The organism is Nitrosomonas sp. sh817 (assembly GCF_030908545.1).
GTDB lineage: Bacteria > Pseudomonadota > Gammaproteobacteria > Burkholderiales > Nitrosomonadaceae > Nitrosomonas.
Genome location: NZ_CP133083.1, coordinates 1,481,403 through 1,507,738, shown reverse-complemented (window position 1 = coordinate 1,507,738; position 26,336 = coordinate 1,481,403). Strand labels below are relative to the sequence as shown.

The 26,336-nt window shown below is 46.6% G+C and carries 26 protein-coding genes; 3 read left to right on the top strand and 23 right to left on the bottom strand.

The genetic code is table 11. From position 1 onward, the window contains the following. Nucleotides 1-126: 126 nt before the first annotated feature. The 6 genes from RBH92_RS07095 to RBH92_RS07070 form a co-directional block, all read right to left on the bottom strand. On the bottom strand, nucleotides 127-1,197 hold the full coding sequence (locus RBH92_RS07095; RefSeq protein ID WP_307933884.1) for an HlyD family secretion protein: 1,071 nt from the start codon (nucleotides 1,195-1,197) through the stop codon (nucleotides 127-129). Next, on the bottom strand, nucleotides 1,181-3,355 hold the full coding sequence (locus RBH92_RS07090; RefSeq protein ID WP_307933883.1) for a TolC family protein: 2,175 nt from the start codon (nucleotides 3,353-3,355) through the stop codon (nucleotides 1,181-1,183). The genes RBH92_RS07095 and RBH92_RS07090 overlap by 17 nt, the downstream gene beginning before the upstream one ends. Continuing rightward, the gene (locus RBH92_RS07085) at nucleotides 3,352-4,677 is read right to left on the bottom strand and encodes a glycosyltransferase family 2 protein (protein ID WP_307933882.1); all 1,326 of its coding nucleotides are present in this window, start codon (nucleotides 4,675-4,677) and stop codon (nucleotides 3,352-3,354) included. The genes RBH92_RS07090 and RBH92_RS07085 overlap by 4 nt, the downstream gene beginning before the upstream one ends. A gap of 3 nt (nucleotides 4,678-4,680) precedes the next feature. Next, nucleotides 4,681-6,063, bottom strand: a complete 1,383-nt coding sequence (locus RBH92_RS07080; RefSeq protein ID WP_307933881.1) for a TackOD1 domain-containing metal-binding protein — start codon at nucleotides 6,061-6,063, stop codon at nucleotides 4,681-4,683. Nucleotides 6,064-6,287: 224 nt separating this feature from the next. Next, nucleotides 6,288-6,464, bottom strand: a complete 177-nt coding sequence (locus tag RBH92_RS07075) for a DUF2188 domain-containing protein (RefSeq protein ID WP_307933880.1) — start codon at nucleotides 6,462-6,464, stop codon at nucleotides 6,288-6,290. Between the two features lie 162 nt (nucleotides 6,465-6,626). Next, nucleotides 6,627-7,202: a DUF2780 domain-containing protein gene (locus tag RBH92_RS07070; RefSeq protein ID WP_307933879.1), complete on the bottom strand. Its 576-nt coding sequence runs from the start codon at nucleotides 7,200-7,202 to the stop codon at nucleotides 6,627-6,629. Nucleotides 7,203-7,361: 159 nt separating this feature from the next. On the opposite strand from RBH92_RS07070, the gene RBH92_RS07065 reads away from it, so the two are divergent. Then, on the top strand, nucleotides 7,362-7,538 hold the full coding sequence (locus tag RBH92_RS07065) for a hypothetical protein (RefSeq protein WP_307933878.1): 177 nt from the start codon (nucleotides 7,362-7,364) through the stop codon (nucleotides 7,536-7,538). 167 nt (nucleotides 7,539-7,705) lie between these two features. Continuing rightward, nucleotides 7,706-8,821, top strand: coding sequence for a magnesium/cobalt transporter CorA (gene corA, locus RBH92_RS07060; protein ID WP_307933877.1), 1,116 nt, complete (start codon nucleotides 7,706-7,708; stop codon nucleotides 8,819-8,821). Between the two features lie 139 nt (nucleotides 8,822-8,960). Here corA and RBH92_RS07055 read toward each other — a convergent pair whose 3' ends face one another. From RBH92_RS07055 to RBH92_RS07030, 6 genes are all read right to left on the bottom strand, one after another. Next, nucleotides 8,961-9,644, bottom strand: coding sequence for a PEP-CTERM sorting domain-containing protein (locus RBH92_RS07055; RefSeq protein WP_307933876.1), 684 nt, complete (start codon nucleotides 9,642-9,644; stop codon nucleotides 8,961-8,963). Nucleotides 9,645-10,037: 393 nt separating this feature from the next. Next, nucleotides 10,038-10,667, bottom strand: coding sequence for a dienelactone hydrolase family protein (locus RBH92_RS07050; protein WP_307933875.1), 630 nt, complete (start codon nucleotides 10,665-10,667; stop codon nucleotides 10,038-10,040). Then, nucleotides 10,664-11,761, bottom strand: coding sequence for an AmmeMemoRadiSam system radical SAM enzyme (amrS, locus tag RBH92_RS07045; RefSeq protein ID WP_307933874.1), 1,098 nt, complete (start codon nucleotides 11,759-11,761; stop codon nucleotides 10,664-10,666). Before amrS ends, RBH92_RS07050 begins: the two co-directional genes overlap by 4 nt. Next, nucleotides 11,754-12,344, bottom strand: a complete 591-nt coding sequence (gene amrA / locus RBH92_RS07040; protein ID WP_307933873.1) for an AmmeMemoRadiSam system protein A — start codon at nucleotides 12,342-12,344, stop codon at nucleotides 11,754-11,756. Before amrA ends, amrS begins: the two co-directional genes overlap by 8 nt. A 13-nt stretch (nucleotides 12,345-12,357) precedes the next feature. Continuing rightward, nucleotides 12,358-13,140 carry an AmmeMemoRadiSam system protein B gene (gene amrB / locus RBH92_RS07035; protein ID WP_307933872.1) on the bottom strand — a complete coding sequence of 261 codons (783 nt, stop codon included), beginning with the start codon at nucleotides 13,138-13,140 and terminating at the stop codon, nucleotides 12,358-12,360. A gap of 285 nt (nucleotides 13,141-13,425) precedes the next feature. Beyond that, entirely contained in the window at nucleotides 13,426-14,610 is a 1,185-nt protein-coding gene (locus RBH92_RS07030) for a Tle-like phospholipase domain-containing protein (RefSeq protein WP_307933871.1), read from the bottom strand. Nucleotides 14,611-15,100: 490 nt separating this feature from the next. Between RBH92_RS07030 and RBH92_RS07025 the strand changes: the two genes are divergently transcribed. Beyond that, a complete protein-coding gene (locus RBH92_RS07025) occupies nucleotides 15,101-15,547 on the top strand; it encodes a hypothetical protein (protein WP_307933870.1) in 447 nt (148 codons plus the stop codon). A 206-nt stretch (nucleotides 15,548-15,753) separates the two neighbouring features. On the opposite strand, the gene lpdA is transcribed toward RBH92_RS07025, so the two are convergent. The 11 genes from lpdA to RBH92_RS06970 all read right to left on the bottom strand — a co-directional run bounded on the left by lpdA (nucleotide 15,754) and on the right by RBH92_RS06970 (nucleotide 26,064). Further along, nucleotides 15,754-17,214 carry a dihydrolipoyl dehydrogenase gene (gene lpdA / locus RBH92_RS07020; protein ID WP_307933869.1) on the bottom strand — a complete coding sequence of 487 codons (1,461 nt, stop codon included), beginning with the start codon at nucleotides 17,212-17,214 and terminating at the stop codon, nucleotides 15,754-15,756. Nucleotides 17,215-17,315: 101 nt separating this feature from the next. After that, nucleotides 17,316-18,365 (bottom strand): beta-N-acetylhexosaminidase, encoded by a 1,050-nt coding sequence (gene nagZ / locus RBH92_RS07015; RefSeq protein WP_307933868.1) that lies wholly within the window; start codon nucleotides 18,363-18,365, stop codon nucleotides 17,316-17,318. Nucleotides 18,366-18,367: 2 nt separating this feature from the next. Then, nucleotides 18,368-18,745 (bottom strand): holo-ACP synthase, encoded by a 378-nt coding sequence (acpS, locus tag RBH92_RS07010; protein WP_292924491.1) that lies wholly within the window; start codon nucleotides 18,743-18,745, stop codon nucleotides 18,368-18,370. Then, the gene (gene pdxJ, locus RBH92_RS07005; RefSeq protein WP_292924553.1) at nucleotides 18,742-19,467 is read right to left on the bottom strand and encodes a pyridoxine 5'-phosphate synthase; all 726 of its coding nucleotides are present in this window, start codon (nucleotides 19,465-19,467) and stop codon (nucleotides 18,742-18,744) included. The genes acpS and pdxJ overlap by 4 nt, the downstream gene beginning before the upstream one ends. Before the next feature lie 45 nt (nucleotides 19,468-19,512). Further along, nucleotides 19,513-20,406, bottom strand: coding sequence for a GTPase Era (gene era / locus RBH92_RS07000; protein WP_307933867.1), 894 nt, complete (start codon nucleotides 20,404-20,406; stop codon nucleotides 19,513-19,515). Between the two features lie 45 nt (nucleotides 20,407-20,451). Continuing rightward, entirely contained in the window at nucleotides 20,452-21,153 is a 702-nt protein-coding gene (rnc, locus tag RBH92_RS06995) for a ribonuclease III (RefSeq protein ID WP_307933866.1), read from the bottom strand. Between the two features lie 29 nt (nucleotides 21,154-21,182). After that, nucleotides 21,183-21,554 (bottom strand): DUF4845 domain-containing protein, encoded by a 372-nt coding sequence (locus tag RBH92_RS06990; protein WP_292924495.1) that lies wholly within the window; start codon nucleotides 21,552-21,554, stop codon nucleotides 21,183-21,185. 33 nt (nucleotides 21,555-21,587) lie between these two features. Beyond that, complete coding sequence (gene lepB / locus RBH92_RS06985) at nucleotides 21,588-22,391, bottom strand: signal peptidase I (protein ID WP_292924497.1); 804 nt, start codon at nucleotides 22,389-22,391, stop codon at nucleotides 21,588-21,590. Between the two features lie 94 nt (nucleotides 22,392-22,485). After that, nucleotides 22,486-24,279: a translation elongation factor 4 gene (gene lepA / locus RBH92_RS06980; RefSeq protein ID WP_307933865.1), complete on the bottom strand. Its 1,794-nt coding sequence runs from the start codon at nucleotides 24,277-24,279 to the stop codon at nucleotides 22,486-22,488. Between the two features lie 95 nt (nucleotides 24,280-24,374). Continuing rightward, nucleotides 24,375-24,665, bottom strand: coding sequence for a glutaredoxin family protein (locus RBH92_RS06975; protein ID WP_292924500.1), 291 nt, complete (start codon nucleotides 24,663-24,665; stop codon nucleotides 24,375-24,377). Next, on the bottom strand, nucleotides 24,649-26,064 hold the full coding sequence (locus RBH92_RS06970; protein ID WP_307933864.1) for a DegQ family serine endoprotease: 1,416 nt from the start codon (nucleotides 26,062-26,064) through the stop codon (nucleotides 24,649-24,651). The genes RBH92_RS06975 and RBH92_RS06970 overlap by 17 nt, the downstream gene beginning before the upstream one ends. Nucleotides 26,065-26,336 lie beyond the last annotated feature (272 nt).

The window sequence follows — 26,336 nt, the reverse complement described above, 5'->3', positions numbered from 1 at the left end:
GGACATATCAATCTGAGAGGCAAGGAAGCGAGTGCCGCGCAACGAAGTAATTCGCTCGTGCAGTCAATTAATTAACGTTTCCTTAGCTTGCAGAAACGGCTCGCTCATCAATACGCCGTAAATGGATCAGTCAAAATACAGCGTGACCGGCATGCCGTTAATCAAGCGCGTATCGACGGTATCGACAAACTCCATTTGTGCCAGAATCGCGGATCTCACCACTTCCAGCGGATTAATTTCGGCGGCTGAAGTTTTTTGCATGACACCGGGTACCGCAATAATTCTCGCCTTCGCGGTATCGCCGTTAGGAAATTTAACCCGCACCATTTGCCCTACTTCGGCGTAATCCTGATACTTAGGCGGAATGAAGGCATCGATCATGACTTGATTGGGAAAAATCATCTCCAGCAATGCCTGCCCTCGTGACAGATATTCTCCCGGTTGTACAAATAACTCGTTGATCATCCCCTCGGCTGTAGTAAACAAATTTAATTGCTTCAACTGATCTTCAATTTTCTCGAACTCTAGCGACAGTTGACCAATTTGATTAGTAAGCTGACGCATCTCCGGTGCAGTTCCCAGCTCCATATTGCGTACTCTCTCGTATTCCAGGCGTTCGGTTTTCTCCAGCACCGCCAAATTTTCAAGCGCCGACCGGTATTGACTGCGAACGGTTGCGATTTCCGCTTGTGTCGCCGCTCCCTGTTCAAACAGTTTTTCATACTGCCGCAAGCGCTGATGCGCAAAATCTTTTTGTTCCTGAGCGTATTTTAATAATTGCAAAGAACTGGCGCGAGATTGTGCAGCCAGCGTCATCAACTTTTGTTTCTCAGCTTTCAGCAACTCAATTTCAATGCCGATCCGGTCGTGGTTGTCTTGTAGCGCCACGTTCACCATTCGCGCCAACGGCGCGCCTTCAGGAATCATTTCCAGCGGTTTGAAAAATATCTGCTGCACGTAGCCTTCCACCGGAGCGCGAACGATAAAATTGGTGACCTTGATCCGTCCATGGGCTTCAATGCCAAAACTTTCCCACACAATCTTGCCAATCAAATACACCAACGGCAGGCTGGCAATCGCCAGAATAAAATACCAGCGCCACGGCCTGCCTGGACGTTTGGCATCGCTATATTGAATCCGTAACCCTCGATCATCATTCGGGATTTTATTTTCGGGCTGATTAAAGCGAATTTTCATAGAGATAATTTTCCCAATCTTGCCATGATTGAATGATAAGACCACCAAAATTGGACCGTTGCAGTTGATCCTGCAGTTGCTGCATCGCGTCACTGAAAATTCTTCGCGGTTTATGCGCGTAACTGTTTTCCGGCCCTAGTTCTTGTTCCAGACTCTGCGCAAGACTGAATACGAGTGCTGGATATCGCTGCATCACTGACTGTAAAGTCGATACTATTGCCTGAATATTCATTGAATAATACATGACAGCAATTTCTTTGACGCCGATCTCCTGCAGTTTGCAGGGAATGCATAACCCATAAGATGATTCCGGCTGCAGATAGCGGGGATGGATGCTGACACCCACCGGCCACGGCGATATCGCCGTCACCTGCCGGATGGTTTCGAGCATTTCAGTCAGGCGTTTTTCACCCGCTAATTCCGACTCAAGCTGATCGGGTTCGATATCCAGGTGCAAACCGTCGAAATCGAACTGCTTAAGCGCGCCAATGTGATTGAGCAAGTTCGCGCGAAACTGCGGCAGAATCCAATCCGGATCACCTAACAACAATTCCACTTTTTTCTTGCGCTGGCGCGAATCCCGGATAAAGTTTGTCAATCTTGCGGGACTTGCGGATGCCGCCGAAATTTCCTGTGCATTCAGGGAAATCAGCAACCGGTTTATCGCGTTCGATTGTTTTCTTCCCCAAAAATCGGCGCGATTGATTAATGCCTCAAAATTCCACACATAAACCGCGAACTGGCTGGAAACAATCGCCGGATATGCCGGCTCAGGCAGCTTTACTTGTTTTACCGGAATCGGTTTTGCATCCTTATTTCCAAGGAAATTACCGGCCGAATGCAGCGGCTCAAGCAGCATTGCGGTTTCAACCGCCGGGTAGTAATCCTTTCCCTGGGTCTCCGCTACTGTTAAAAATTGCCGCAAACGGATATGCAGTTTCCAGTGTTCCGATTCCGCTTCGACATTCTCGATAGCGACACGGTAATAGGCATTAATCGCCTTAAAGTATTTCTCGATGACATCGCCATCCATCACCCGCAACCGAAGCCCGCTTTCACGGATCAATTCATGCGCTGCCTCCAGCCTGGTGCGTTGAAACTTGATCTGTTGCACCAGTTGCTGATAGCTGTTCAATAACGCGTGAAATTCATGTTGCAGCTCCTGATCCCGTCTCGTATAGTCCGCGCGCAAGCTGATCAATTGACTGTTTAGGCGCGATTGCTCATTTTTCCGGTAGCTGACGATTTCCAGCGGCATTCTGAAATTCAAACCAACCGCTCCGCCGTATCCCCACTGCATCCCATCACCGGGCGGACTCGGATGCGGAATCGCCGGGCCGCCGAAAGCCGTCATCGAGATATCCGAATCGATACCTTGCCAACTTTCAATTTCCCGGATGTTTTGAAGATTATCAATCTGAGCTTGCAATATCCGCAGATCTGGCTGTTCGATATCGTGCGCGGCTGTGCTCGGAATTTCCGCCAATGGCGGTTTAACCGCTTCAAAAGGCAAGACCACTGTATTCGTCAAGTGCGCCAATCGCATCAATGCTTGATTCTTATTATTGCTAAATTCAATGTGGGTGCGATCGGCCCGGTCGAAAGCTGAGAGGAATTCAAAATAATCCGATTTAAAGAGTAAACCGGCTTCTTGCCTGTTAAGCAATAACCGGTCGACTCCGTCATTTCGCAAGCGTGTATAGGCATCGGTCAACGCCAGCATTTTTTGGGCGCTCCAATAAGCCGCATAGTTTTCTTCGATGAACAATGCCGCCAGACGTTTACTCCAGTCCAGCCGGATACCTTCGATCCGTACCTGCGTCGCAGCATCTTCCACGGCACGTTGTCTTCTTTCGGCACTGCCAAGCAGCGGATAACGCACCCCAATTCGCGCCATGGGATCGAAGAAATGTCCGAACGGCTCTCTTGCAAAGGGACTTCTTTGATAGCCTCCTGACACGCTACCGAACACCTCCCAGCCTTTAAGTGATTCTTGCGCAAGCAAATTGGAACGCTCCGCTTCCAAATCCGCTTGTGCTTTCAATACCGATGCCGCTTGATCCAGATGCGGATAGAATTCTGAAAGCAACCTGACTCCGGCAGCGGCGCTTTTTGATAATGGCAGTAACAGCAGCAACAAAAATAGCAATATTTTCACTGTTTGCCTTTTTTTAGCACCCACAAAGGCGCCATTGCCGAATCCAAGTGCCCTTTATTGAATATCTGGTTGGCAATGGCGAATGCGCTCCATACGCGAGCGATAAACTGAAAAAAAGGATAGAGCGGAAGAATCAGAAAAGCACTGCAATCGCGCCACTTTCTGTCGGAAATGACCACCAGATACAGAAGGTATTGGATTAGCACTAAGCAAACATAAAATGCATAAACCAGACCCATACTTAAGATAAAGATATGCAGCGGCAGCACGATCGCCATATAGACCGTATAAATCACGATGGCAAAAGGCATGATGATTTGAAACAAAATTCCGTACCACAGCAAGAAGATAAAATTCTTCCAGCCCATCGTGGCGGGGGAAATGCCGTATTTATGCTTATTTGAATAGATATACCAAAGGTCGCCGTCCCATCGCAGCCGTTGCTTGAGAAAATCTTTGAAGGTCTCGGGCACATCGGTATGCGATACCGCAAGCGGTTCAAAATCAATCCGCAAGTGCGGATAGCGCGTGTGGTATTTTTTGATGCGCAATGTCAAATCCAGATCTTCGGCAGTGCCGGTATTCCAGCCGCCGATTTTTTGCAGAAAAGTTCGCCTGAAAATCCCGAAAGCGCCCGGGACATTATTGATCACATTCAGCTTGGCAAACCCCAACTTGCCTATCTGCATGGTGAGCATATATTCGAGGTCTTGCATTCTGGTTATGAGCGACTTCTTGGCATTGCGCACGCGCATCGGACCGGTCACCGCCACCACATCGGGATTCTGGAAGTGCAATACAGCCGAATGGATCATCCGGTTATCAAAAGAGGTATCACCGTCCAACGCCAGGAAAATCTCGCCCCGCGCCCGGCTTAGTCCGGCATTCAGTGAAGAAACCCTGCCGCCCCGTTGAATTTTCGGAAGAATAGTCAAGGTCCGGTTGCTGTATCTTGGCATGATTGCATACAGTTCCTTCAACGCCCGGTATGTTGCGATATTTTTCTGAACGCCGTCGACCATCGCGATCACTTCAATATGCCCCGGGTAGATCTGCTCCAGCAACGAAATCACGGTATTTTGCACCGCTTTCCCTTCGGCATAACAGGTAATTGCGCATGTCACTTGAGGATAGTAGGGAGGAGTGTGCGGCGCTTCCACGGCTTCTTTGATGGCAAAACGGAAAACGCCCATCCAATTGACGAAATAAAGCGGCAATTCAAAAAACAATACAAAAGGAATGAGCATGAGCACATACTGCACATCCGGATAATGTGCGAACGTGACGCGAAAAACATACCAAGCCTGGATTAGCGATTCCATCGGTTATAGCAATTCACCAAAAAGACGAGCCAGCAACAGTTCAGCATTCTCCTTATTGGATAATTTCTGCGAATTAACGGTGATAAAGCGGAAATCCAGTTTGTATTCACTTTCTTCCAACAGCATATCCATACTCTTCTCGATACGCTTTTGAAAGCCCATGAGCCCTTGTTCGTCGGTGTTCGGCAACAATAGCCACAGCATATTCTCCGCAGTGCGCGTGGAAAGATCCGGCGTTCTCAACAAATTTCTCAATCGCTGCGCAAAGGATTCCAGCATTTGCAGCAACCGGGCGTGATTGAACAGTTCCACCAAATCCGGCAGATTCGCGAAATAAATTCCGAATAAACTGAAATTGATATTCGGATAACGGCGAGCCATGACCATCATCCAATCCAGATCATGAATGAACAGTTCTCTGGAAATGAAATCGAGTTGATTGAATCCTGACGACAGGTCGAACACTTCGCCGCGGAATGCAATCGTTCTGCCCTTGTCGCTCAAGCGCCAGGAATGGATTTCATTCAAAATGAGCTCATTCGGATTCATGTCTTTTTCGCAAATCGCGCAACGCACCTGCACATCCCCTTCAACAAATGCATGATGGCATGCGTGACAGGAATAATTCTCCAAGGGACGGTCGTAGTCGCTGCCGATGTGCCGCAAATGCGTATGGCACTTAGGGCAAACCAGAGTACCGCTGTGCATGAATTTGTCTTGCGCATCGACACACCCGCAAGTGAAACAATGCAACGACGGTTGCAACTTAATATCAATGGAAGAACAATTAGGGCAGATATCGACAAAACTCAAATGCGAAGACCGGCAATACATGCATTCCCGTTGCCGGTCAAGCAGCGAAACCGGTTCCAGAATTTTGGAATTGGCAAGGTTTCTGAGCCATTCAAAAGAATCCGATTGATCCAAACTCATGGCTTCCAGAAGTGGATACCGGTAAAAGCGCGGATTCTTCCATTCATGCCACGGCTGCACAATATAATTGGGACGTAACCATAAATAGTTGATTAATCGCCCCTGATGCGTCAAATAATTGTCTTTCCCTTTCAGGGATCTTGATAAATCCTGTGCAGCTTCAATTTGTTTCTGCAACTCCAAAGGCGGCGGCAGGATGCCATCGAACAGACTGTTGTCCGAGGAAGGCAGCAGCACTGTCGAGAAACACAGCGATGCAAAAACTTCACTATCTCTACGGATTTTCCCAAGGATGGAAGAAACGTATGGATGATCGTTTCCTTCAATGACAAAGGCTGATGGAACGATTCTATTTTTTTCCCATTCGGCAAAATCGCTCAATTGCTGAACATCGAAAGGGATCTTATATAGTTCTGGGATATTGCTGGTTTCTTGCGAAAAAAATATAAGCATACGGTTATTGTTACTTAGCTTTTCCCAAATAATTGGCTGCGGACTGTATCAATTCGTTTTATTTTTCAACAATAAATTATATCTATTTAGCTAGTTATGTATGTAAATTAATTTTTTTATTTAAATAAGAATGGGAACTATACTACAAAATTGATTAAAGTTATCTGACAACACGATCCGCAGCTATTCAGCAATTCTTACAGAAAGTTGGATCAAGATAATTTTTAACGCCAACCGGATCGAATGGCCCATTTTTTAGCTTGGGCAATGGCAATGCGTATCGCCCGGCCCTCGTCCATTCCTTTTTCGAGCAGCGCATTGGCGATCGCAACCGCTTTCAGGCGCACCGCTGGCATCAAATTTTGCATAGCAGCCGGAAAATGTGTTGCCGTCCAAGGCATACAACACTCCACCGAGCTTTTGAGAATTTAGAACCGGTCGATGGGGCGGAAACCGGATCGTATCGGTTACCTTCCATCCCGGTGTTACTAGGAAAACGCTGATTAATTAACTGCATGAGCGAATCACTTCGTTGAATTACTCAGCGTTTCCCTAGGTATCGGTTAGCGCGCGGTCAATGCAGTTTGCAGCAAATTGGCCGTCATTTGCCCGCTGGTCTGACTGACATAATTGGTAACGATCGGAATGAATTGACCGACCAAATCCGGGGACAGGTTTAATTGTTGAAACGAAGCGGCAAGCACAGCCATATTGCCTAATGTGTTATTGCCACCCCCCATCAGCGATGACAATCCGCCGGCAATCGGCGAAGCCGGTGCGGCGCCCAGCATGGTATTCATACCGGGAATGGATTGCGACAAGGTAGCAAATGCTTGTGGATTCATGCTTCCCTGAGCTACTTGAAAAATAGCACCGGCGCCGCCCAGTGCTTGTTGTTGCGATACGCCGAGCTGGCGCATCAGAATGTCGACCAATCCGATTTGGTTCGTTGCTGCGGTATTGGCTGCCGCCGTGCCGGCATCAATCATTTGCCTGCCGCTTTGCGCAGCACTTTCGATCGTTGACAAACCTTGACCAACCGTATCAAGCGGGTTTTGCTGTGGTGTTGTACCGGCGCAACCGGCAATCATTGCTGCCACGACGATGCCAGTCAATTTTAAACATAAGGTCTTATCCATTGTTTTCTCCTTCAATAAAAGTATTTTTGCCAAGCTATCGTCTTCAATCATACACGTATTGCGCAAAAAAACGTATCACGCAAAATTCATGCAACTGCTGTCATAAAATCTTCATATTGCATCGGTATGCTTTGCATGAAAATTACAAAGGAGAAAATTATGCAATGCTTGATTAAAGAATGGCCGAACAAAATGGCAACCTTGATGACCGAAGACGGCGTAGTCCTCTGGACTTTCAGTAACGTCGAAGAAGCCCGTAAGGTTTGGCAGGATTGGTGTTCGCTGCACGGCAAACACTCCCCGATACCCATGCGCGACCTTAACGAATCGGTTTAACCGCGGCAAGAAACGATTCCAATAACGCTCGCCGCGCAATCAATCCGCCTTAGCCTTAGTTTAGCGCACTGCAATAGTGCGACATCCAATTTCCCTTCTCGCTTATCTCCCCAAAGCGTCAGTAAAGCTTCTAAAATAAACACCTTCTGTCACGCCAGGAAGCTTTTATGAATCCATCCGCAACCAAGCCGCCCCACCAAAGCCAGCCACTTACCGATAAAGCGGAATATACCAGTCCTGCGGACAAATCCGGACTTCCGGCCGGAACGTTGGTGCATATCGGTGAAAAACTCGAGTCGCGTTGCCGGATCACAGTCACGCAATACAATGCCGGTACTTTGATACGCCGGGAAATCAGCTCAATTGCGGAACTGCAGCAACTCAAGAATGCCGGGCTGATTACCTGGATCAATGTGGATGGGCTCAGCGACACAAAAATTATTGAAAACATCGGTCAGGAACTCGATATCCACCCGCTGGTGCTGGAAGATATTTTAAGCACTCACCAGCGCCCTAAGCTGGAAGAATACGATAACTTTCTTTATATGGTGATCAAAGGCATCAGTCTTGATTACGAAAAAAACTTCTGCTTGCAGTACGAACAAATCAGCATCCTGTTATTGGCCAATTATGTGATAACGTTCAAGGAAAAAGCCGATGACACTTTCAATCCGATTTATGCTCATTTGCAGAACCATAATGGCCGCATGCGGCAATTCGACAGTGATTATCTGGCATACGTCATCCTTGATACCATCGTCGATGAATATTTTGTCGTGGAAGATAATCTCGACGATATCATGGATCCGCTGGAAGACAATATTCTGTTCAATTCCGGCAAAGAAATGCTGCAGACTGTTCAGCAAATCCGCCGGGGTTTGATTTCAATGAAGCGCAATATCTCGCCATTACGCGAGTTGCTCGCCACCATCCAGCGCATCGATTCACCGCTGCTGCAACCCAAAACATTGCGCTATTACGGTGACGTCTACGATCATGTTTTGCGCGTCAGCGATGCGCTCGAATCGTACCGGGAAAGAATTTCCGCCATGCACGATCTTTATTTGTCGAGTATCAGCAATAAAATGAATGAAACCATAAAATTTCTGACCATTTTTGCAACCATTTTCATCCCGCTGACATTCATCGCGGGTATTTACGGGATGAACTTTGAATATATGCCGGAATTAAAATGGCGCTGGGCTTATCCGGCCATCTGGGGCGTATTTATTACGATTGGTGCCGGCTTGCTGATCTATTTTAGAAAGAAGAAGTGGATGTAACAGGAGATGCGAGGCTTGAATGGAATACGAATTAATTGATTTGAGTCTTATGACAATCTTATAAAAAAGAGAGATTCAAATTACGTCTTGAATCCCTCTTTGAGTGTTTCCTTACTAAAAAAGCAAGAAAAAAGTTTTATTATGCTTTTTTGTTACGCAATGAAAAGCCTAACAATCCTAAGCCAGCCAGCAGCATGGCATAGGTTTCTGGTTCTGGAACAGCCGATGTGACCCAATTCGATGGTGTTGGATGTGGATCCGTCAGAGAATACGGATCAACAGAAATGATACCGAAAATCGGATCTGGCTTACCAGCGGTATGATGCGCTAATGTTCCAGTAAAATCAGTAATATCTACGCCTGTACCGGATATTGTCCAAATACTGTTGGCATGATCGCCATCGAACCGTTCAGCTTGATTAGGCTTAAACCAATCAATCGAAATATACTGATCGTCGGATTTATAACCGCTGTCCATATTCGGATTGGTATGATAATCAAAAGTTTTAATATCCGCACCGTGAACTAATGGTTGTGCGAATGTTGGCGAGGCTGGTCCTTGGTAAACGAATTCGAGGTGATTTACAGTCGAGTCAGAAGGATCAGCAAAACCGGGCGATGACCAATTCGGTATCAACTCAAATGTAACGACACCACTGGCTGTTTCAGTTAATTTAAGTTCAGCTACTACAGGGTATCCAGAACCAAATGATGCCGTAGAAGGTAAGTCAAACTTAAAAGTCACGGTATCACCGATGGCGGCAAGTGCAGGTGTTGCACCGACACTCATTAACAAGGCTGTAACTACTGCTATTTTTTTCATTATTGACTCCTTTATAAAAATTCCAATAAGATCGAAAAGAGTTTCGACCCTCATCGAGTTTTTTTAGATCGCAAAAACTCATTAAAAAAACAAAAATAAATGACTCAGTTGAAGGTAAAGAAAAAACTATAATATTGTTATTACTATTATTATTGTTGTTCTTTCAAATATACTAAAAAAACAATTACACACAATAGCTCATCATGCCTGAATTGATTAGTCTATTTGTCCTAGACAAAGCTAGTAATTTCTTAGTTATGCGCGTAACAAATTCTCACTCACGCGCGTGAATTATAACGCATTCGCAAGCTATCTTTTTGTTTTTTTGATAATTTCTTAATGTTATGGATAAGTTTATACCGGTATCCAAATGAAATTAAATAGAAAATCCATTTAGGACAAGTAGCCAGAAAACCAATCGGCCGCGTACTTTGCCGCTTGCTCCAAAGTGCCCGGTTCTTCGAACAAGTGTGTTGCACCGGCAATGAGCGTCAGCTTCTTTTCACATTTCAGCAACGCATACGCTTGTTCGTTCAATTCGATCACACCGTAATCCTCGCTACCCACGATCAATAGCGTCGGCGCGATGATCTGGCTCAAAGCGCTTTTCCCCGCCAAATCGGGGCGGCCGCCACGGAAAACGACAGCGGCAATCGCATCCCCCATGGCGGCGGCTGCCTGTAACGCCGCAGCCGCGCCGGTACTCGCGCCAAAATAACCATATTTCAGAGATTTCGTTGCGGGATTATTTTGTAACCAGCGGGTAGCGGCGAGCAAACGCTCTGTCAGCAACTCGATATCAAACCGCGCGTCGTAATCCTGATCCTCCGCACGTGTCAGCAAATCGAATAACAGCGTGGCAATACCGTTTTGCTGCAATACGTTGGCGACATACATATTACGCGGACTGAAACGGCTGCTGCCGCTGCCGTGCGCAAACAGCACGACACCCGTAGCATCGGGCGGCACGATCAATTCACCGTTTAGTGTCGCGGAACCCGCTGGAATCTTAACCGATGTCATGCCGATGCTCCGATTCTAACCGGAATACGCTGCCTGCCGAATTGACCGGTAAATTGTTCATAACGTCCGGCAATCCTGGCGTTGCAATGATTGCAATGACCATCCGCCGTCAAATGATAATGTTTGATTTCGTACCAATCGCGCACGATCAATTCGCTGCCGCAGGAGGGACAATACGTCGTATCGCCTTCCACGTGATGCACATTGCCGGTATAGACATAATGCAATCCCGCATCCAATGCGATTTGACGCGCGCGAATCAGGGTTTCAACCGGTGTAGACGGAATATCGGTCAGCTTATAATCCGGATGGAAGGCACTGAAATGCAACGGTACGTCCGGCCCGAGTTCCTGGATGATCCAATCACTCATCGCGCGGATTTCCTGGCTAGAGTCGTTTAAACCCGGAACCAGAAGTGTCGTCAGTTCCAGCCACACATCGGTTTCGTGTTTCAAGTAACGCAACGTATCGAGTATGGGTTGCAAATGCGACCCCGTTTGCTTAACGTAGAATTCCTCGGTAAATGCTTTAAGGTCTACATTCGCGGCATCCATTTTGGCAAAAAATTCGCGCCGCGGTTGCGCATGAATGTAACCCGCGGTCACCGCAACGGTTTTGATGCCATGCGCATGGCAAGCATCCGCCACGTCCATGGCATATTCGGCAAAAATCACCGGATCGTTGTAAGTGAATGCCACGCTTTTACAACCGTGCTTTTTCGCAGACTGTGCAATCGCCTCCGGACTGGCCTGATCCATCAGTTTATCGAAACTGCGCGATTTGGAAATATCCCAGTTTTGGCAAAACTTACACGCCAGATTACAACCGGCTGTTCCAAACGACAGAATGCTGCTGCCCGGATAAAACTGATTGAGCGGTTTTTTTTCAACCGGATCGATACAAAAGCCGGACGAGCGCCCATACGTCGTCAATACCATTGCATCCCCAATTCTGCCGCGGACAAAACAAGCACCGCGCTGGCCATCGTGCAATTTGCAATCGCGCGGGCACAAATCGCATTGAATCCGGCCATCGTCGAGTTTGTGCCAGTATTTTGCCGGATGCCGCTGAGCGGCGCTAATCGGTTCATCCATGAACTGACTCCTCACGAAAATCGGCTTCACGCCATTTTGTTACGGTGTAACGGGATAATTGAACATTACCCGCCCAGAAATCTTGCGGCAATCGGGCTTTCAACTTCAATTGCGCAAGAAATTGCCGCGGCTGCGGCAAGCTTTCCCATACCTGCGGTAAAAACGTGCTGCGATAAGGGCCGCACTCAAATACCACGCCATCGATTGCCGGGCGCAGTTGCCGCAAGGCATCCGCTTCCGTTGCGCAATTCAGCGGCTCCAATTCCGACAGTAATGAAACTTCGATTTCGACGGCTCCAAGTTCAGTAACCGTTAAGGGATTGAATCGAGGGTCATGCAACGCCGCCGACACCGCATTGTTTGTGACGTCATCAATCAACGGATAGAGCGCCTGCAAGGAACCGATACAACCGCGCAATTCTCCTTGCTGAGTCAAGGTGACAAACGTTGCGCCCGGTTTCGATAACCAAATGTTATGCACATCGATTGCCGCCGGTTCCGTTGGCAGCCGCAACGCATCGGCAATGGCTGTGCGGGCGACTTGCAGTAAAACTTTTCCCTGCTCGTTTTTATCCGGTGTCATTGTTTCCTCCTCATCAGGAAAATGCGATCGCAGCATAACCCACCACATGATCGCGCGAACCCGCGGTATCTCCGGAATTTCTTAAATCCAATAGCTGCGGCTTCAGATGATGTTTCCGGGCTGCCAGGATTAAACCATTAATCGGGATATTACCGCATGCTTGCGCTTGCTCAATGGATCGACTGAACTGCAAAATGGATTGCACTGTTCCCAAATCCGTTTGCTGCGCCGCGTCATACGGCAAATAATGCGACAAATCGGAACTGACAACGATCAAAGTTTCCTCGCCACCCCACAAATGATCCAGTACTTCCGCCACCGCTTCCGCCGACGTCATGCCAACCGCCAGCGGCAGTAAAGAAAATTCACCCAGCATGCTTTGCAAAAACGGCAGTTGTACTTCCAGCGAATGTTCCAGCGCATGCGCGGCGTCACTCACCATTACCTGCGGCAAGTGCTCGATTTCTTGGATCAATTTTGTATCCAGTTGCACCGGTCCTAATGGCGTCGCAAAAACATCCACGCTTGGCAATGCCATACCATAGACCGCAACCCGATGAGCCGGCCCGAGTAACACGACCCGTTGAATCCGAGTTGAAATTGTTTTCAAACTGACATAAGCCGTTGCGGCAATGGCACCGGAATAGATATACCCGGCGTGAGGAACGATCAATGCTTTGGGTTTGGTATCGTGAAATTTTGCGTGTGATAGCAATTGCTGCACATCGTGCCGCAATTGCTGAATATCTGCGGGATAAAACAGACCTGCGACCGCAGGTGATCGAATCATTGCCATTGCGCCTCCACAAAACTCAAATTTTAAATAAAACTTTCAAATACAAACACGATTCACAAGCTGCTTTGAATCTTGTTCGTACAGATACATGCCTCGTTTTATTAACAACTTTGAATTGTTGAGGCCCCTACTGATACATTGATTTGTTTAATATGGGCGTAATATATAAATATCAAGAAACAAATTTTATTTCATTCAACTTCTTTCAAGATTGATTAATGAGTACATCAATGGGCAAAAGTAAAACCGCTCCGTGCAATTTTTAACCAGAAGGTACGGTTCCGATCACCAACCATCCCGGTACAAATTCATCAGCCGGGTGGCATTATTGGCCAATCGCGTGATACTGTGCCGGTCAAAGCGCAAATCTTCCAGATCCACTTTGCGGCTGGTCAGCATTTCTTTCAAATCGAAATTGAATTGAATCAAAGATGTAACATGATGAGAATCCAAATAGATGTCGCCGGTTTCATTGGTATTCGATACCGGATCATGCACATCGGCAATCACGTAAATCAAATCCTCGAGTTCCTCGTAAGGCAGTGTAATCCTGTATGTATCGAAAAAATGATCCGGAACCGGCGAAGAGTTGAATGCAAATGTCTCTAAACCCAATGTTGCGCCCACCGCTTGCGCCAATCCGCCGCCTAGCGAATGCCCTGCTACGGTAATTTTTGCGCCTGGATGCTTACTGATTACACTTTGTGCAAAATTGAAGGCATCTTTAAATTGATCGCTGACCCTGCCAATCCCGATTGCCGCATCCGCTAAGGCGTCCCGGGTTGTATCTTCCAATTCTTTAAATGAGCAAGGAAAATCACATGTTTCAGTACCCCGGAATACTAGCGCTAATTCATTTGTATCGCGATTCCTGAAAACGCCCGCGTCCATTCCGGAGCTTTTGCCATTGGACTGAATCAGAACCCAGTTATCGACTGTCACATTATCAAAATCGTAAATCGCATCCGCCAGCTTCGCAAATGGTATCGACCGGATCATCAGATCCACCGCCCGGCGTTCGTTGGAAAGCAGCATTCCGTAAGGTTTCCATGTGACATTGGGTACATATCCGGGGTTGTTGTACAATGCCACATCGGCCAGTTCAAACACAGAAACGATGTCATCGGCATCTTTAACCCAATTCAGGCTGACGTCAAAACGCTCGATTCCATAAAGCTTGGGAACGTCTATCTTGGGCAACCTGAGTTCACCGTTTACGATTGAGAAAGCTGGGCTATCCGCACGCGGGCCTTCATCAAATGCCACGCTGATCAGTTTGAATTGCTTGGGATTTTCAACCCCCAGCCACTGAAGCGCGGCTTTATAGAATTGTTCGCCCGATGCGTCCGTTACTTTGATATTTTGCAAGCAGACTAACCCATCGGATTCAAAAAATGCCGCTGGCGCGGTCAAATCATTGCAATCCTCCGGCATTGCCCGCGTTGCGCCGGTTGCGACGAGAGCAAACACAAAAAATATAAATCGTAATAATTGTACATGCCATTTTTTCATAAACATACCCGAAAAGCTTGAGGTTACAGCATACCGATCAAGAACCGTCGCTGGAGAGAAATAAACAATTAAATTCAGAAGTATATCAAATCGACCCCAGGCGCGTGCCGGATTCCGTAATTTCTTAGTTTTCAGAAACGCAATCGCATCCGGTTAATTTACAACGTTAATCATTTCCGGCCATCAACAAAGCGTGCCGATCTCCCATCACACTCTGATCGCTATTCGTAATTTTCTGAAGAAATTGCTAAAAAATGCTGGCGCATCCCGCACTTGACTTGGCATATCCGCTTCGTCCGTATCCGTCTTTTCTGATACGGGACAATAATGTCCAAAAGCTTATTTTCGAGTATACTGCCCCGCTGTCAGCGTTATCCGGGTTAAAGAATAACTTGGGAATACAACACACTGAATTAAAAAATTTAATTGCAAACCACCAGGAGAACTTATGCGTAAACTAGTAATCAGCCTGTTTTTTATCGCTATTTTCACTCTGCCGTGCAGCATTTCAGCGCATGAAGGGGAAGACCATGATCACGATGAGGCAGCGGAAGATACATCAGCCACGAACCAGGAGAGTGGCATCGGATGGAAGCTCATCCGTAGCCTTGAAATGGGCAATTCCGGGAAATTTGTTCACATGGTACTTGTTGACCATGCTGTCTACACCGATAAAACGGTATATAGCGCCGCTATTAACAGACTCTGCCGCGCTGACGATGAATTTTGCCGGATCCGGTTTTGGAGTCAGGAAAAGTATATTCCTGAAAAAGCTTCTCTGACAACCGAGCAAAACAAACACCTAAGAGCCGATTATTTGGTCAATAAATCCGCGGGCATGCAGCATCTGCGCTGGTCTTGCAGCGTTGATCCGGATAAAGCCAAATGCTTCTAAGCTAAAACACCGGTTATAATCCGGTTAGTATAAGCGCGAGATGCCCGGAACACCGCAACCAAACTATATCAATCCGATAAACAAGGATGCGAGTTCCGCGCAAATAAAGCAATTGGCTCGCGCAACCAATCAATCATGAATTCCACTAATCAACCCAGTATCATTAAGCCCGGATAAGAGAGCGAAAAATCTGCCTGGCGTTTACTTTAAATGTGTAAGGCGCGCTTATCCACACCAAGTGCTGCTTCGTGAAAAACCTCGGATAACGATGGGTGCGCGTGGACAATACAAGCAATGTCTTGACTGCTGGCCGAGAATTTCATTGCCACGACCGCTTCTGTGATCAACTCCGAAACATGCGGTCCTATCATATGAACACCCAGTATCCGGTCCGACTGTTCATCCGCCAAAACTTTGATAAAACCGCTTGTTTCACCCATTGCCCGGGCGCGTCCATTGGCTATAAATGGAAACTGGCCGGCTTTATAGGCAATACCCGCGGCTTTGAGTTGCTGTTCATTTTTTCCCACCCAAGCTATTTCCGGTGCCGTGTAGATCACCCAAGGTATGGTATTAAAATCAACTGCTTCATGCGGATTTTCATGGCCTTGTTCTATCAGTTGGATCATTTCTGCGACCGCGACACCTTCCTCGGATGCCTTATGCGCCAGCATCGGCCCTCGCACCACATCCCCCACGGCATACACATGCGTCAAATTAGTTCGGCAATAATCGTCGACCACGATAAAACCGCGTTCATCCAAAGCCAAGCCTGCTTCTTTAGCGCCTAAACCGGCGGTATTCGGAATCCGCCCGATCGCCGCGATTAATTTATCCACTTCCAGTTGCTGTTCCTGGTTATTGGCGTCACTATAATTCACCACCACTGAGTCTCCGGATAGCTTGACCGAATTGATATTAATACCGGTATTAATCTGCAACCCCGGCTCTTTGGCAAACAAACTTTTAGCTTCCTTGGCGATCTGTTCATCCGCAGCCATCAAAAAACCCGGCATGGCTTCCAGAATAGTCACTTCCGATCCAAGGCGGCGCCATACACTCCCCATTTCCAAGCCGATCACTCCCGCGCCGATGACACCCAATCGCTTGGGCACTTCCGTTAACGCCAGAGCACCGGCGTTATCCAGAATCATGGCATTGTCGATGGACGCAAACGGCAGTGGTCTCGGTGTCGAGCCGGTGGCCACGATCACGTGCTTCGCTTGAATCGTTTCCATCGCGCCATTGTCGTCAACTTTAATTGTCCAGAGATTGTTCGATGCATCATGCGTCAATAACGATCCGCGCCCATGCATCGACTTCACTTTATTCTTTTTAAATAGCGACGCGATACCGGTCGTGAATGTGGTAACAATCTTGTCTTTACGCGCGATCATCACGGGAATATCCGCTGTAACCTGCTGCGCGGTAATCCCATGTGCGGAAACTTTATGCCGGATCTGAAAAAACTTTTCCGAAGACTCTAATAACGCCTTGGAAGGAATACAGCCAACATTCAGGCAAGTGCCGCCAAGACTTGGTTTCCCCTTTGAGTTCTTCCATTCGTCAATGCAAATAGTGTTCAATCCAAGCTGCGCAGCCCGAATAGCTGCAACATAACCACCAGGGCCTGCACCAATGACCGCGACATCAAATGTTTCTGACATAATTCATCCTACGTAAATAGCTTAAAAAAAGTAATTTTAAAATAAAAAACCTGAGCGATATTGATCTTCTACGTCATTCGCTGTTTTTTGTGGCAACCTTACTACAAGGGTAATTCGCCGCTTCCACACCCAATGCCGCTGATTTCCCGGACAGCTTGCACATAATCTCCGCGTTCGCGCAGCTTCGTCATGGAACCGGTTTGGTTCTTTGCATGCAAACGCGCCAACCGGGCCAAACTTGCCGCCGGCATCTCCCAGCGCAACCCATTTAGTACTTCGTCCGCACCCGCCGGGTTGTTGCACACCAATATCATGTCGCATCCTGCGGTTAAAGCGGTCTGCGCTCGTAACAGCATTGAATCGAGGAGTATTCCGGCGCCGCGCATGTTGAGGTCGTCACTAAAAATGCATCCTTCAAACCCCAGCGTCTTCCGTAAAATTTTTTGTAACCAGATTTTAGAAAACCCAGCCGGATTGGGGTCGATTTCCGTATAAATCACATGAGCCGGCATAATACCGGCAATTCCGCTATCAATCAGATGTTGAAACGGAATCAAGTCATTTGCTTCGATCTCGCTATAACAACGTTGATCGACAGCTTTTTCGAGATGAGTATCGGCGCGAATATAGCCATGTCCGGGAAAATGCTTGCCGATTGCCAACATACCGCCTTGCTTAAGTCCCAGCATCAATTGATGCGCCAGATCCGACACGGCATGCGGGTTGCTGTGAAAAGCACGATCTCCGATCACGCTGCTCTGACCGTGATCGATATCCAATACCGGAGTAAAACTGAAGTCGACGCCGCAAGCATTCAATTCAGCGGCTAATACATAACCAACTTGTCTAGCAAGATGACGGGCTTTGGCAGGTTGTTTATCCCACACTTTACCCAGTTCACGCATAGCCGGCAATTGCGTGAAATCCTGTTGAAAACGCTGCACACGCCCGCCTTCATGATCCACTGCAATCAACAGGTGAGGGGTGCGTAACGCATGAATTTGCCGGGTTAATCCGGTTAATTGCCGGTGATCGACATAATTGCGCGTAAAAAGAATAACGCCACCGGTGAGCGGGTGAGTCAGCCTTTTGATGTCATCCTCGGATAGTTCCGTACCGGCAATATCAAGCATGACGGGCCCAAGCGCCACAATTACTTCTCCAATACTACAAATGCACAAACCATGTTGATTTCATCACTAATCGACAGATGATGCTGGATAATACCCTTATCGCTGATCAATTGATTCAGTTCCGGATGAAATTGAAAAAAAGGTTTCCCTAAATTGTCGTGGCTTATCGTGATGTATGTCAAACTAACCGGGTGACGGAGTCCGGTGCCCATTGCTTTGGATAAAGCTTCCTTGGCGGCAAACCGGCTCGCCAGAAATGCGATTGGTTTACTGCTGTTATGATATTCCCGCCACTCCGGATCCGTTAAAATGCGCCGGGCGAAGCGATCGCCATACCGTTCCAGCGACTGCGCAATCCGGGTGGATTCGACAATATCGGTTCCGATACCGTAGATCACTGCCGCGCCTCGATCATCAGTCGTTTCATTTCCTCAACGGCGTGCTTGAAACCGGTAAAAATCGCCCGAGCTACGATGGCATGACCGATATTTAATTCAGAGATTCCGGGAAGTGCGGCAATCGCTTGCACATTCTCATAATGCAATCCATGACCGGCATTGACTTTCAGCCCCAGATCAAGTCCTAGGGCAGTTGCCTTTTGCACCGCAGAGAATTGCAGCTGCTGCATTTCAATCGTGGGTGCATCGGCATAACTGCCCGTGTGAATTTCAATGACCGGCGCAGCCGCGCGCGCAGCCGCCTCGATCTGCCGCGGATCGGCATTGATGAATAACGAAACCCGTATTCCTGCTTCCTTTAATCGCAGACACGCATGCCGGACTTGATCAAAGTGCCGGATCACATCGAGTCCGCCTTCCGTCGTTAGTTCCTCGCGCCTCTCCGGAACCAGGCAAATATCATGCGGTTTAATTCTTAACGCGATGGCGATCATCTCGTCGGTTACAGCGCTTTCCAGGTTCATCCGGGTCGTTAACCGCTCGCGCAATATCTCCACGTCACGGTCTTGAATATGACGGCGATCTTCGCGCAAATGCAGCGTAATGGCATCCGCACCCGCAGATTCCGCGATCAGCGCTGCGGCAATCGGATCCGGATAAGCCGTTCCCCGTGCCTGCCTTAGTGTTGCAACATGATCAATATTGACACCCAGTTCAATCATGGTGCTGCAATTTCCCATACAATCGTGATATCAATCTTTTTTCCCTCACTCATATCCAAGGCTTTTCAGCGTTGCTTCGCTATCCGCCCAACCGTTTCTAACTTTTACCCAAACTTCCAAGTACACTTTCTCACTGAACAATCGTTCCATATCCTTACGCGCTTCGGTCGCGATTTGTTTCAGTTTTTCACCCTTCTTTCCAATCAAAATTGTCTTCTGATTCGCTTTATCGACAAGAATCGTGGCATAAATCTTATATAAATGATTTTCCACATTAAATTGATCGATCACGACACTGGTTGAATAAGGTATTTCATCACCAACCAAGCGAAACAATTTTTCCCGGATAAATTCACTGGCCAAAAATCGTTCACTGCGGTCTGTTATATCATCTTTTTCATAAATAGGCGGATTTCGCGGCAAGAAACCACGGATCGTATTGAGCAATTCCGGTAATTGAATTTTATGCGTGGCACTGACCGGTATGATGGTAGAGAAATCAAAAGCTCCTGCAATGCTGTTCAAGAAAGGCAGCAGCTGATTTTTATCTGCAACCTTATCAATCTTATTGATCACCAGTATGACCGGGATATTCTTCGGTAAGATTTTGAGCGCATCACGGTCTCTTTGATCAAAGCGCATTGCCTCAATGACAAACAATATGGCATCAACATTCTGCACACTTTGAGTCACGACCCGGTTCATGAATGCATTCAACCGGTTAGTATACTGAGTCTGAAAACCCGGTGTGTCCACAAAAATATACTGCGCTTGTTGATCCGTTAGAATCCCGTGAATCCTAAAACGTGTCGTCTGCGCTTTTTTGGATGTGATGCTAATTTTTTGATGCAATAACTTGTTCAACAAGGTTGACTTGCCAACATTTGGCCGGCCGATTATTGCGATATAGCCAGCACGAAACTCATTATCATTAATCATTCGGGAAAAACTTATTCAATGTGCAGCATTACCAGATGCAACGCTTCAGGATTGGCGTTCATGAGGCAAGCAGATTTTTTCATACGCTAGTTTGGCAGCCGCTTGCTCCGCGCCCCGCCGGCTTGCGCCTTCTCCAATCGTGCGGATGTCAAACGATGGAATCATGCATTCAACCTGAAATTTCTGTTTGTGCGCTTTACCTGTTGTTGTTACGACATTATATTCCGGCAACGCTAATTTGCGGCCTTGGAGAAATTCTTGCAGCAATGTTTTGGAATCTTTTCCCTGTGTCTTCAAATCAATAGTTTGGAAAAGAGGCGAATACAACTGGCTGATAACTTGTTCCGCCTGTTCGAAACCGCTATCCAAATAGATAGCACCTAAGATGGCTTCGAATGCATCCGCGAGTATCGAAGGCCGGCTCGCCCCGCCACTTCTCAATTCGCCCTCTCCCAATTTCATCAGTTTATCGATTTGCAAATTTAGTGCAACATTGGAGAGAGCCGCTTGATTGACAAAATTTGCACGTAACCGCGACAAATGCCCTTCCGGTAAATCCGGAAAACTTTTATAGATCAAGCCAGCGATGGCGCAATTCAACACCGCATCGCCAAGAAATTCAAGCCGTTCATTGTGAGGCGCGCTATGACTTCGATGCGTCAAAGCTTCCTGCAATAATTTAGGATCGCTAAAGGAATAACCAAGGCGCTTGCAAAATGCCGCTAAAAATTGATTATCTGTCTGCATGGCTCCATGAGTCATGGTATTTCCAAATATCAATCATTCTCAGCCTGAAAATCAATGTTTAATGAAATATTAGCCGCAAGCGGTATTTTTGCAGTGTATTTCGCGCTTAAAACAAGCCGCCCGTTTTCTTTTTTCATCTGGATATCTTGAGCACCGATGGATTTAATATTGTCGACGGAAGCGCGCTTGACGAAAGACATCCTGATTTGCTGTAAATCCGGAGCTTGCGGATTGGTTTCTTTGGAAATGGATGTGAGATTTCTTTTTATCGAGAAATACTCAAAATAAGCAGGCGCAACTTTTAAAGCGAAAATAGCGAGCATTACGATAACCACCGCCCACAGCAACAGGTCTGAAACCCCCAGACCTTTTTGCTTGTGAAGCGTATTGTGATATCTCATGCTTGCTCCTTTTTAATGAAAATGCATCAAGCATTAATCGATAGACAGCCCGATACGGCTTAGATCGCTGAAATTCCACCAAATCATGAAAGCTTTCCCGACAATATTTTCTTCCGGAACGAATCCCCAGTATCGGCTATCACTGCTGCTGTCGCGATTATCTCCAAGCGTGAAATAACTTCCGGGAGGCACCTCGCAAGTAAATCCCGATCGCCGGTATTTGCAGTTATCGCGAAACTCGAATTGCCTGACATTCGCATACTGAATTCCTTTCACATCCTGGTTAATCAGGATAGAGTGATTTTTTTCAGAGAGATATTCCGTGAATCGATCGGCATAGATATATCCCAATCCCGACTCGATATATTTATAGTCGCCTTCATATTCCAGCTTAACAACTTCACCATTAATGATTAATTGCTTATTATGATACGTGATGGTGTCGCCGGGGATTCCGATCACGCGTTTGATGTAATCGATTGTTGGATCTTCCGGGTACCGGAAAACCAGAACATCACCGCGTTGCGGCTCATTGACATCGATAATTTTCTTATTGATTACTGGCAACCTGATTCCATAGGTATATTTATTAACCAAGATAAAATCACCAACCAGCAGTGTGGGAATCATCGAGCCGGATGGAATTTTAAATGGCTCAATCACAAACGACCGTAAACTGAAAACTATCAGAATAATTGGAAAGAAACTTTTCGGATACTCGATCCACCAAGGTTCACTTTCACCTTCAGCGCGCGTCTTACTCCAGAATAAATAATCCAATAAGTAGATTATGCCTGTTACGACAAGCAATACAAACAAAATCAAGGGAAAATTCATAATAAATCCCTTGATTTCATTTGAGTTTGTTTTTCATTTACGCACGCCAGTTTCTGTTTAAAGCTGGAGACTGGGTCAACATTTTTATTCAACATTATTTATTATCAACCTGCAAAATTGCTAGAAATGCTTCTTGCGGAATTTCCACATTACCTACCCGCTTCATCCTCTTTTTACCTGCTTTTTGTTTCTCCAGCAACTTTCGTTTGCGGGTTATATCGCCACCGTAACATTTTGCCAACACATTCTTGCGCAACGCTTTAACCGTCTCGCGCGCAATGATGTGCGCTCCGATTGCAGCTTGAACGGCGATATCAAACATTTGACGCGGGATTAGTTCGCGCATTTTTTGCACCAATTCACGGCCCCGGTATTGGCTATTGCTTCGATGGATTATCAGTGACAGCGCATCAACCTTATCGCCATTGATCAATACATCGAGCTTGACGAGATCGGAAGCCCGGAATTCTTTGAACTCATAATCCAACGATGCATAACCGCGGCTGGTGGATTTCAAGCGATCAAAAAAATCCATGACGACTTCATTAAGCGGCATCTCATAAGTCAACATCACCTGCTTGCCCATATATTGCATATTGGTTTGGTTACCACGCTTGCTGACGCACAGCTTGATCACGGCGCCAAGATATTCTTCCGGTACGATAATGGTCGAAGTGATGATCGGTTCACGTATCTCAGCGATTTTTGAAAGATCGGGAATCTTGGATGGGTTTTCAATTTCAATGACCGACCCGTCTCGCATCAGCACTTGATAAATCACGGTTGGCGCAGTGGTAATCAAATCCATATCGTATTCGCGTTCCAGCCGTTCCTGCACGATATCCATATGCAGCAACCCCAGAAAACCGCAACGGAAACCAAAACCCAGCGCTTGCGAAACTTCTGGTTCGAAATGCAGCGATGAATCGTTTAGTTTCAGTTTCTCAAGCGCTGAACGCAATGCATCGTATTGATTGGATTCGACCGGATATAACCCGGCAAACACTTGCGGCTTGATCTCCTTGAAGCCCTGTAGCGGTTTATCCGCCGGGCGCGAAACAGAAGTTATCGTATCGCCCACTTTTGCCGCATCGAGCTCTTTAATACCGGAAATGATAAATCCCACTTCCCCTGCACTGAGAGATTCGCGTTGCAGGGATTTGGGAACAAATACGCCCACCTGTTCGCACAGATGCTCGGCTTTCGTCGCCATCAGCAACATCTTCTCACCCGGTTTAAGCGTGCCTTCCATCACTCTGACCAAAACCACGACACCGACATAATTATCAAACCATGAATCGATAATCAGTGCTTTAAGCGGCGCATTCGGGTCACCGGCGGGACCGGGAATCTTTGCGATCAAAGCTTCCAGCACATCTTCAACACCTTGCCCGGTCTTGGCGCTGACACGCACTGCATCTTGCGCATCAATTCCAATGACATCTTCAATGTTTTGGATGACGCGATCGGGATCCGCCGCCGGCAAATCGATCTTATTTAATACTGGAATAACTTCGACACCCTGCTCAATTGCGGTATAGCAATTGGCGACTGTCTGCGCTTCCACACCTTGCGACGCGTCAACTACCAGCAATGCACCTTCGCAAGCCGCCAGTGAACGTGAAACTTCATAAGAGAAATCGACATGTCCGGGTGTGTCAATCAGATTTAGCAAATAAACTTGACCATTTCTTGCTTTATATTGCAATGCTACGGTCTGGGCCTTGATGGTAATGCCTCTTTCACGCTCCAAGTCCATGGAATCCAACACTTGCTCTTCCATCTCGCGATCTGAAAGACCACCGCATAAATGAATAATACGGTCCGCCAAAGTAGATTTGCCATGATCAATATGGGCAATGATGGAAAAATTGCGAATATGCTGCATTGAGATATGAAATTATTTAAATTAACTTCCAGAGCAAACGAAAAAATCAATCCGGAAATTAAAATATTGTATCAATAGATAAAAGAGGCAGCATTCTAACGAAATTTAGCAAGATAATCATCTAATGCTGCTAAATTCAGAAAGTGGTGGCAGATTTCCTGATCGGTAGCCGTCGACATCAGCACGGGGACTTTCTCTCCATACAAAGCAACCAGCCTTGGATCGCTATCAATATCAATGACTTGAAAATCAAATGATACTTGCGTTTGCAACTCTCGTAATGCAAGTATCATGTTCTGACAAAGATGACATTCCTCACGCCCATACAATATCAATGTCTTTGCGGGTTCAGAAACATCCGAATCCGATTTATGGTTTGTTGTCATCGTCAGTAAGTTTCATCGTAATAAAAGTCGTCATTTCGCCTCGCTTAACCAATAAAGCGATATTTTTTCCGTTCTTCACTTGACTGAGCAGCTCGTTAAACTGTTCAAGGGTTCTAATATCTTTACTATTAAAACCCATAATAATATCCCCGATACGTATTCCTGATTGGCTGGCAATTCCCGGTTGCATATCCTCGACCAGCAATCCATTTGCGATCTCCAGTTGTTTCTTTTGCGCGACTGTGATTTCACTCAATATTAACCCCAAACGATTCGGGCGTTCGGTCTTTATGTCCGGTTTTTGTTTACGTTTTTCCACGGCTTTATCAGAAGGCGTATCCCCGACTTCGATCTTGATTTTTTTCAAAGCACCATCCCGCCAGACTTGCAGGAACACTTTTGAACCCGGTTTGGTATTTCCGACTATCCGCGGCAGGTCAGCAGATGTCGCAACTTCTTTCTCGTCAAACAACAGAATAATGTCGCGCGCTTTTATACCAGCCCGGTCTGCTGGACTGCCTTTTTCAACTGATACCACCAGAGCGCCCTTGCTTTCGGATAATCCAAAAGATTCCGCCAATTCTTTGGTAATTTCCTGAATCATCACACCAATTCTTCCACGGCTTACTTTGCCGCTGTCTTTCAATTGATCAGCGATTTCAGTTGCAACATTGATAGGTATGGCAAATGATAGTCCCATAAACCCGCCAGTCCGGCTGTAAATCTGGGAATTAATTCCAACCACTTCACCTTTCATGTTAAATAATGGTCCACCCGAATTGCCGGGATTAATAGCCACGTCGGTTTGAATAAACGGAACATAATTTTCCTGAGCTAAAGAACGTCCTTTTGCACTCACAATCCCTGCCGTTACACTGTGTTCAAAACCGAATGGAGAACCGATGGCAATCACCCATTCACCGACTTTTAAATTATCCGGATTGCCTTGTGTCACTTCGGGTAAGTCGGTCGCATCGATTTTGATCAGTGCAATGTCGGTTTTCCGATCGGTGCCGATAATCTCTGCAGCATATTCACGCTTATCATTGAGTTTCACGGTAATTTCATCCGCAGTCTCAATTACATGTGCATTCGTCAGAATGTAACCATCGGAACTAATGATAAACCCCGATCCCAAAGACTTCGGTTCCGATTTTCGCGGCCCTGGAAACGGCTGCATATGCCGCTTGAAAAACTCATAAAAAGGAGAATTCTCCGGGATTCCTGGCAACTCAGGAATCATTTGATTATTTGATGTGCTCGCGCTTTGTACGGCGCTAATATTAACTACTGCAGCCCCATGTTTTTCAACAAGTCCTGTAAAGTCGGGAAGCTCATTAGCTTGCGCATAAACAAAAGTTGAGAATAATGCTAATGGAAAAAATAGAAACTGAAACATGGCACTGATCCTTACGGTACGGAACTAGCAGTTATTTTATGAAAAGATTTAGCGGTAATTGAACGTTCAATCCAACAACCTATATCGAGAATGCCATATTCATCCTTATAGTAATTCTCATCAATATCATCAAGCAAATGTGGAATGTAATTTAGAAGAAACTTTCAAAACCCGTGTTTTCTCGTGTGAATCATGCTCGCCGGTAAAAAATATTTGATTTCATCATTACGACGAAAAACATTGCGGGCGCACGCGCTCACCTATAACTTCGA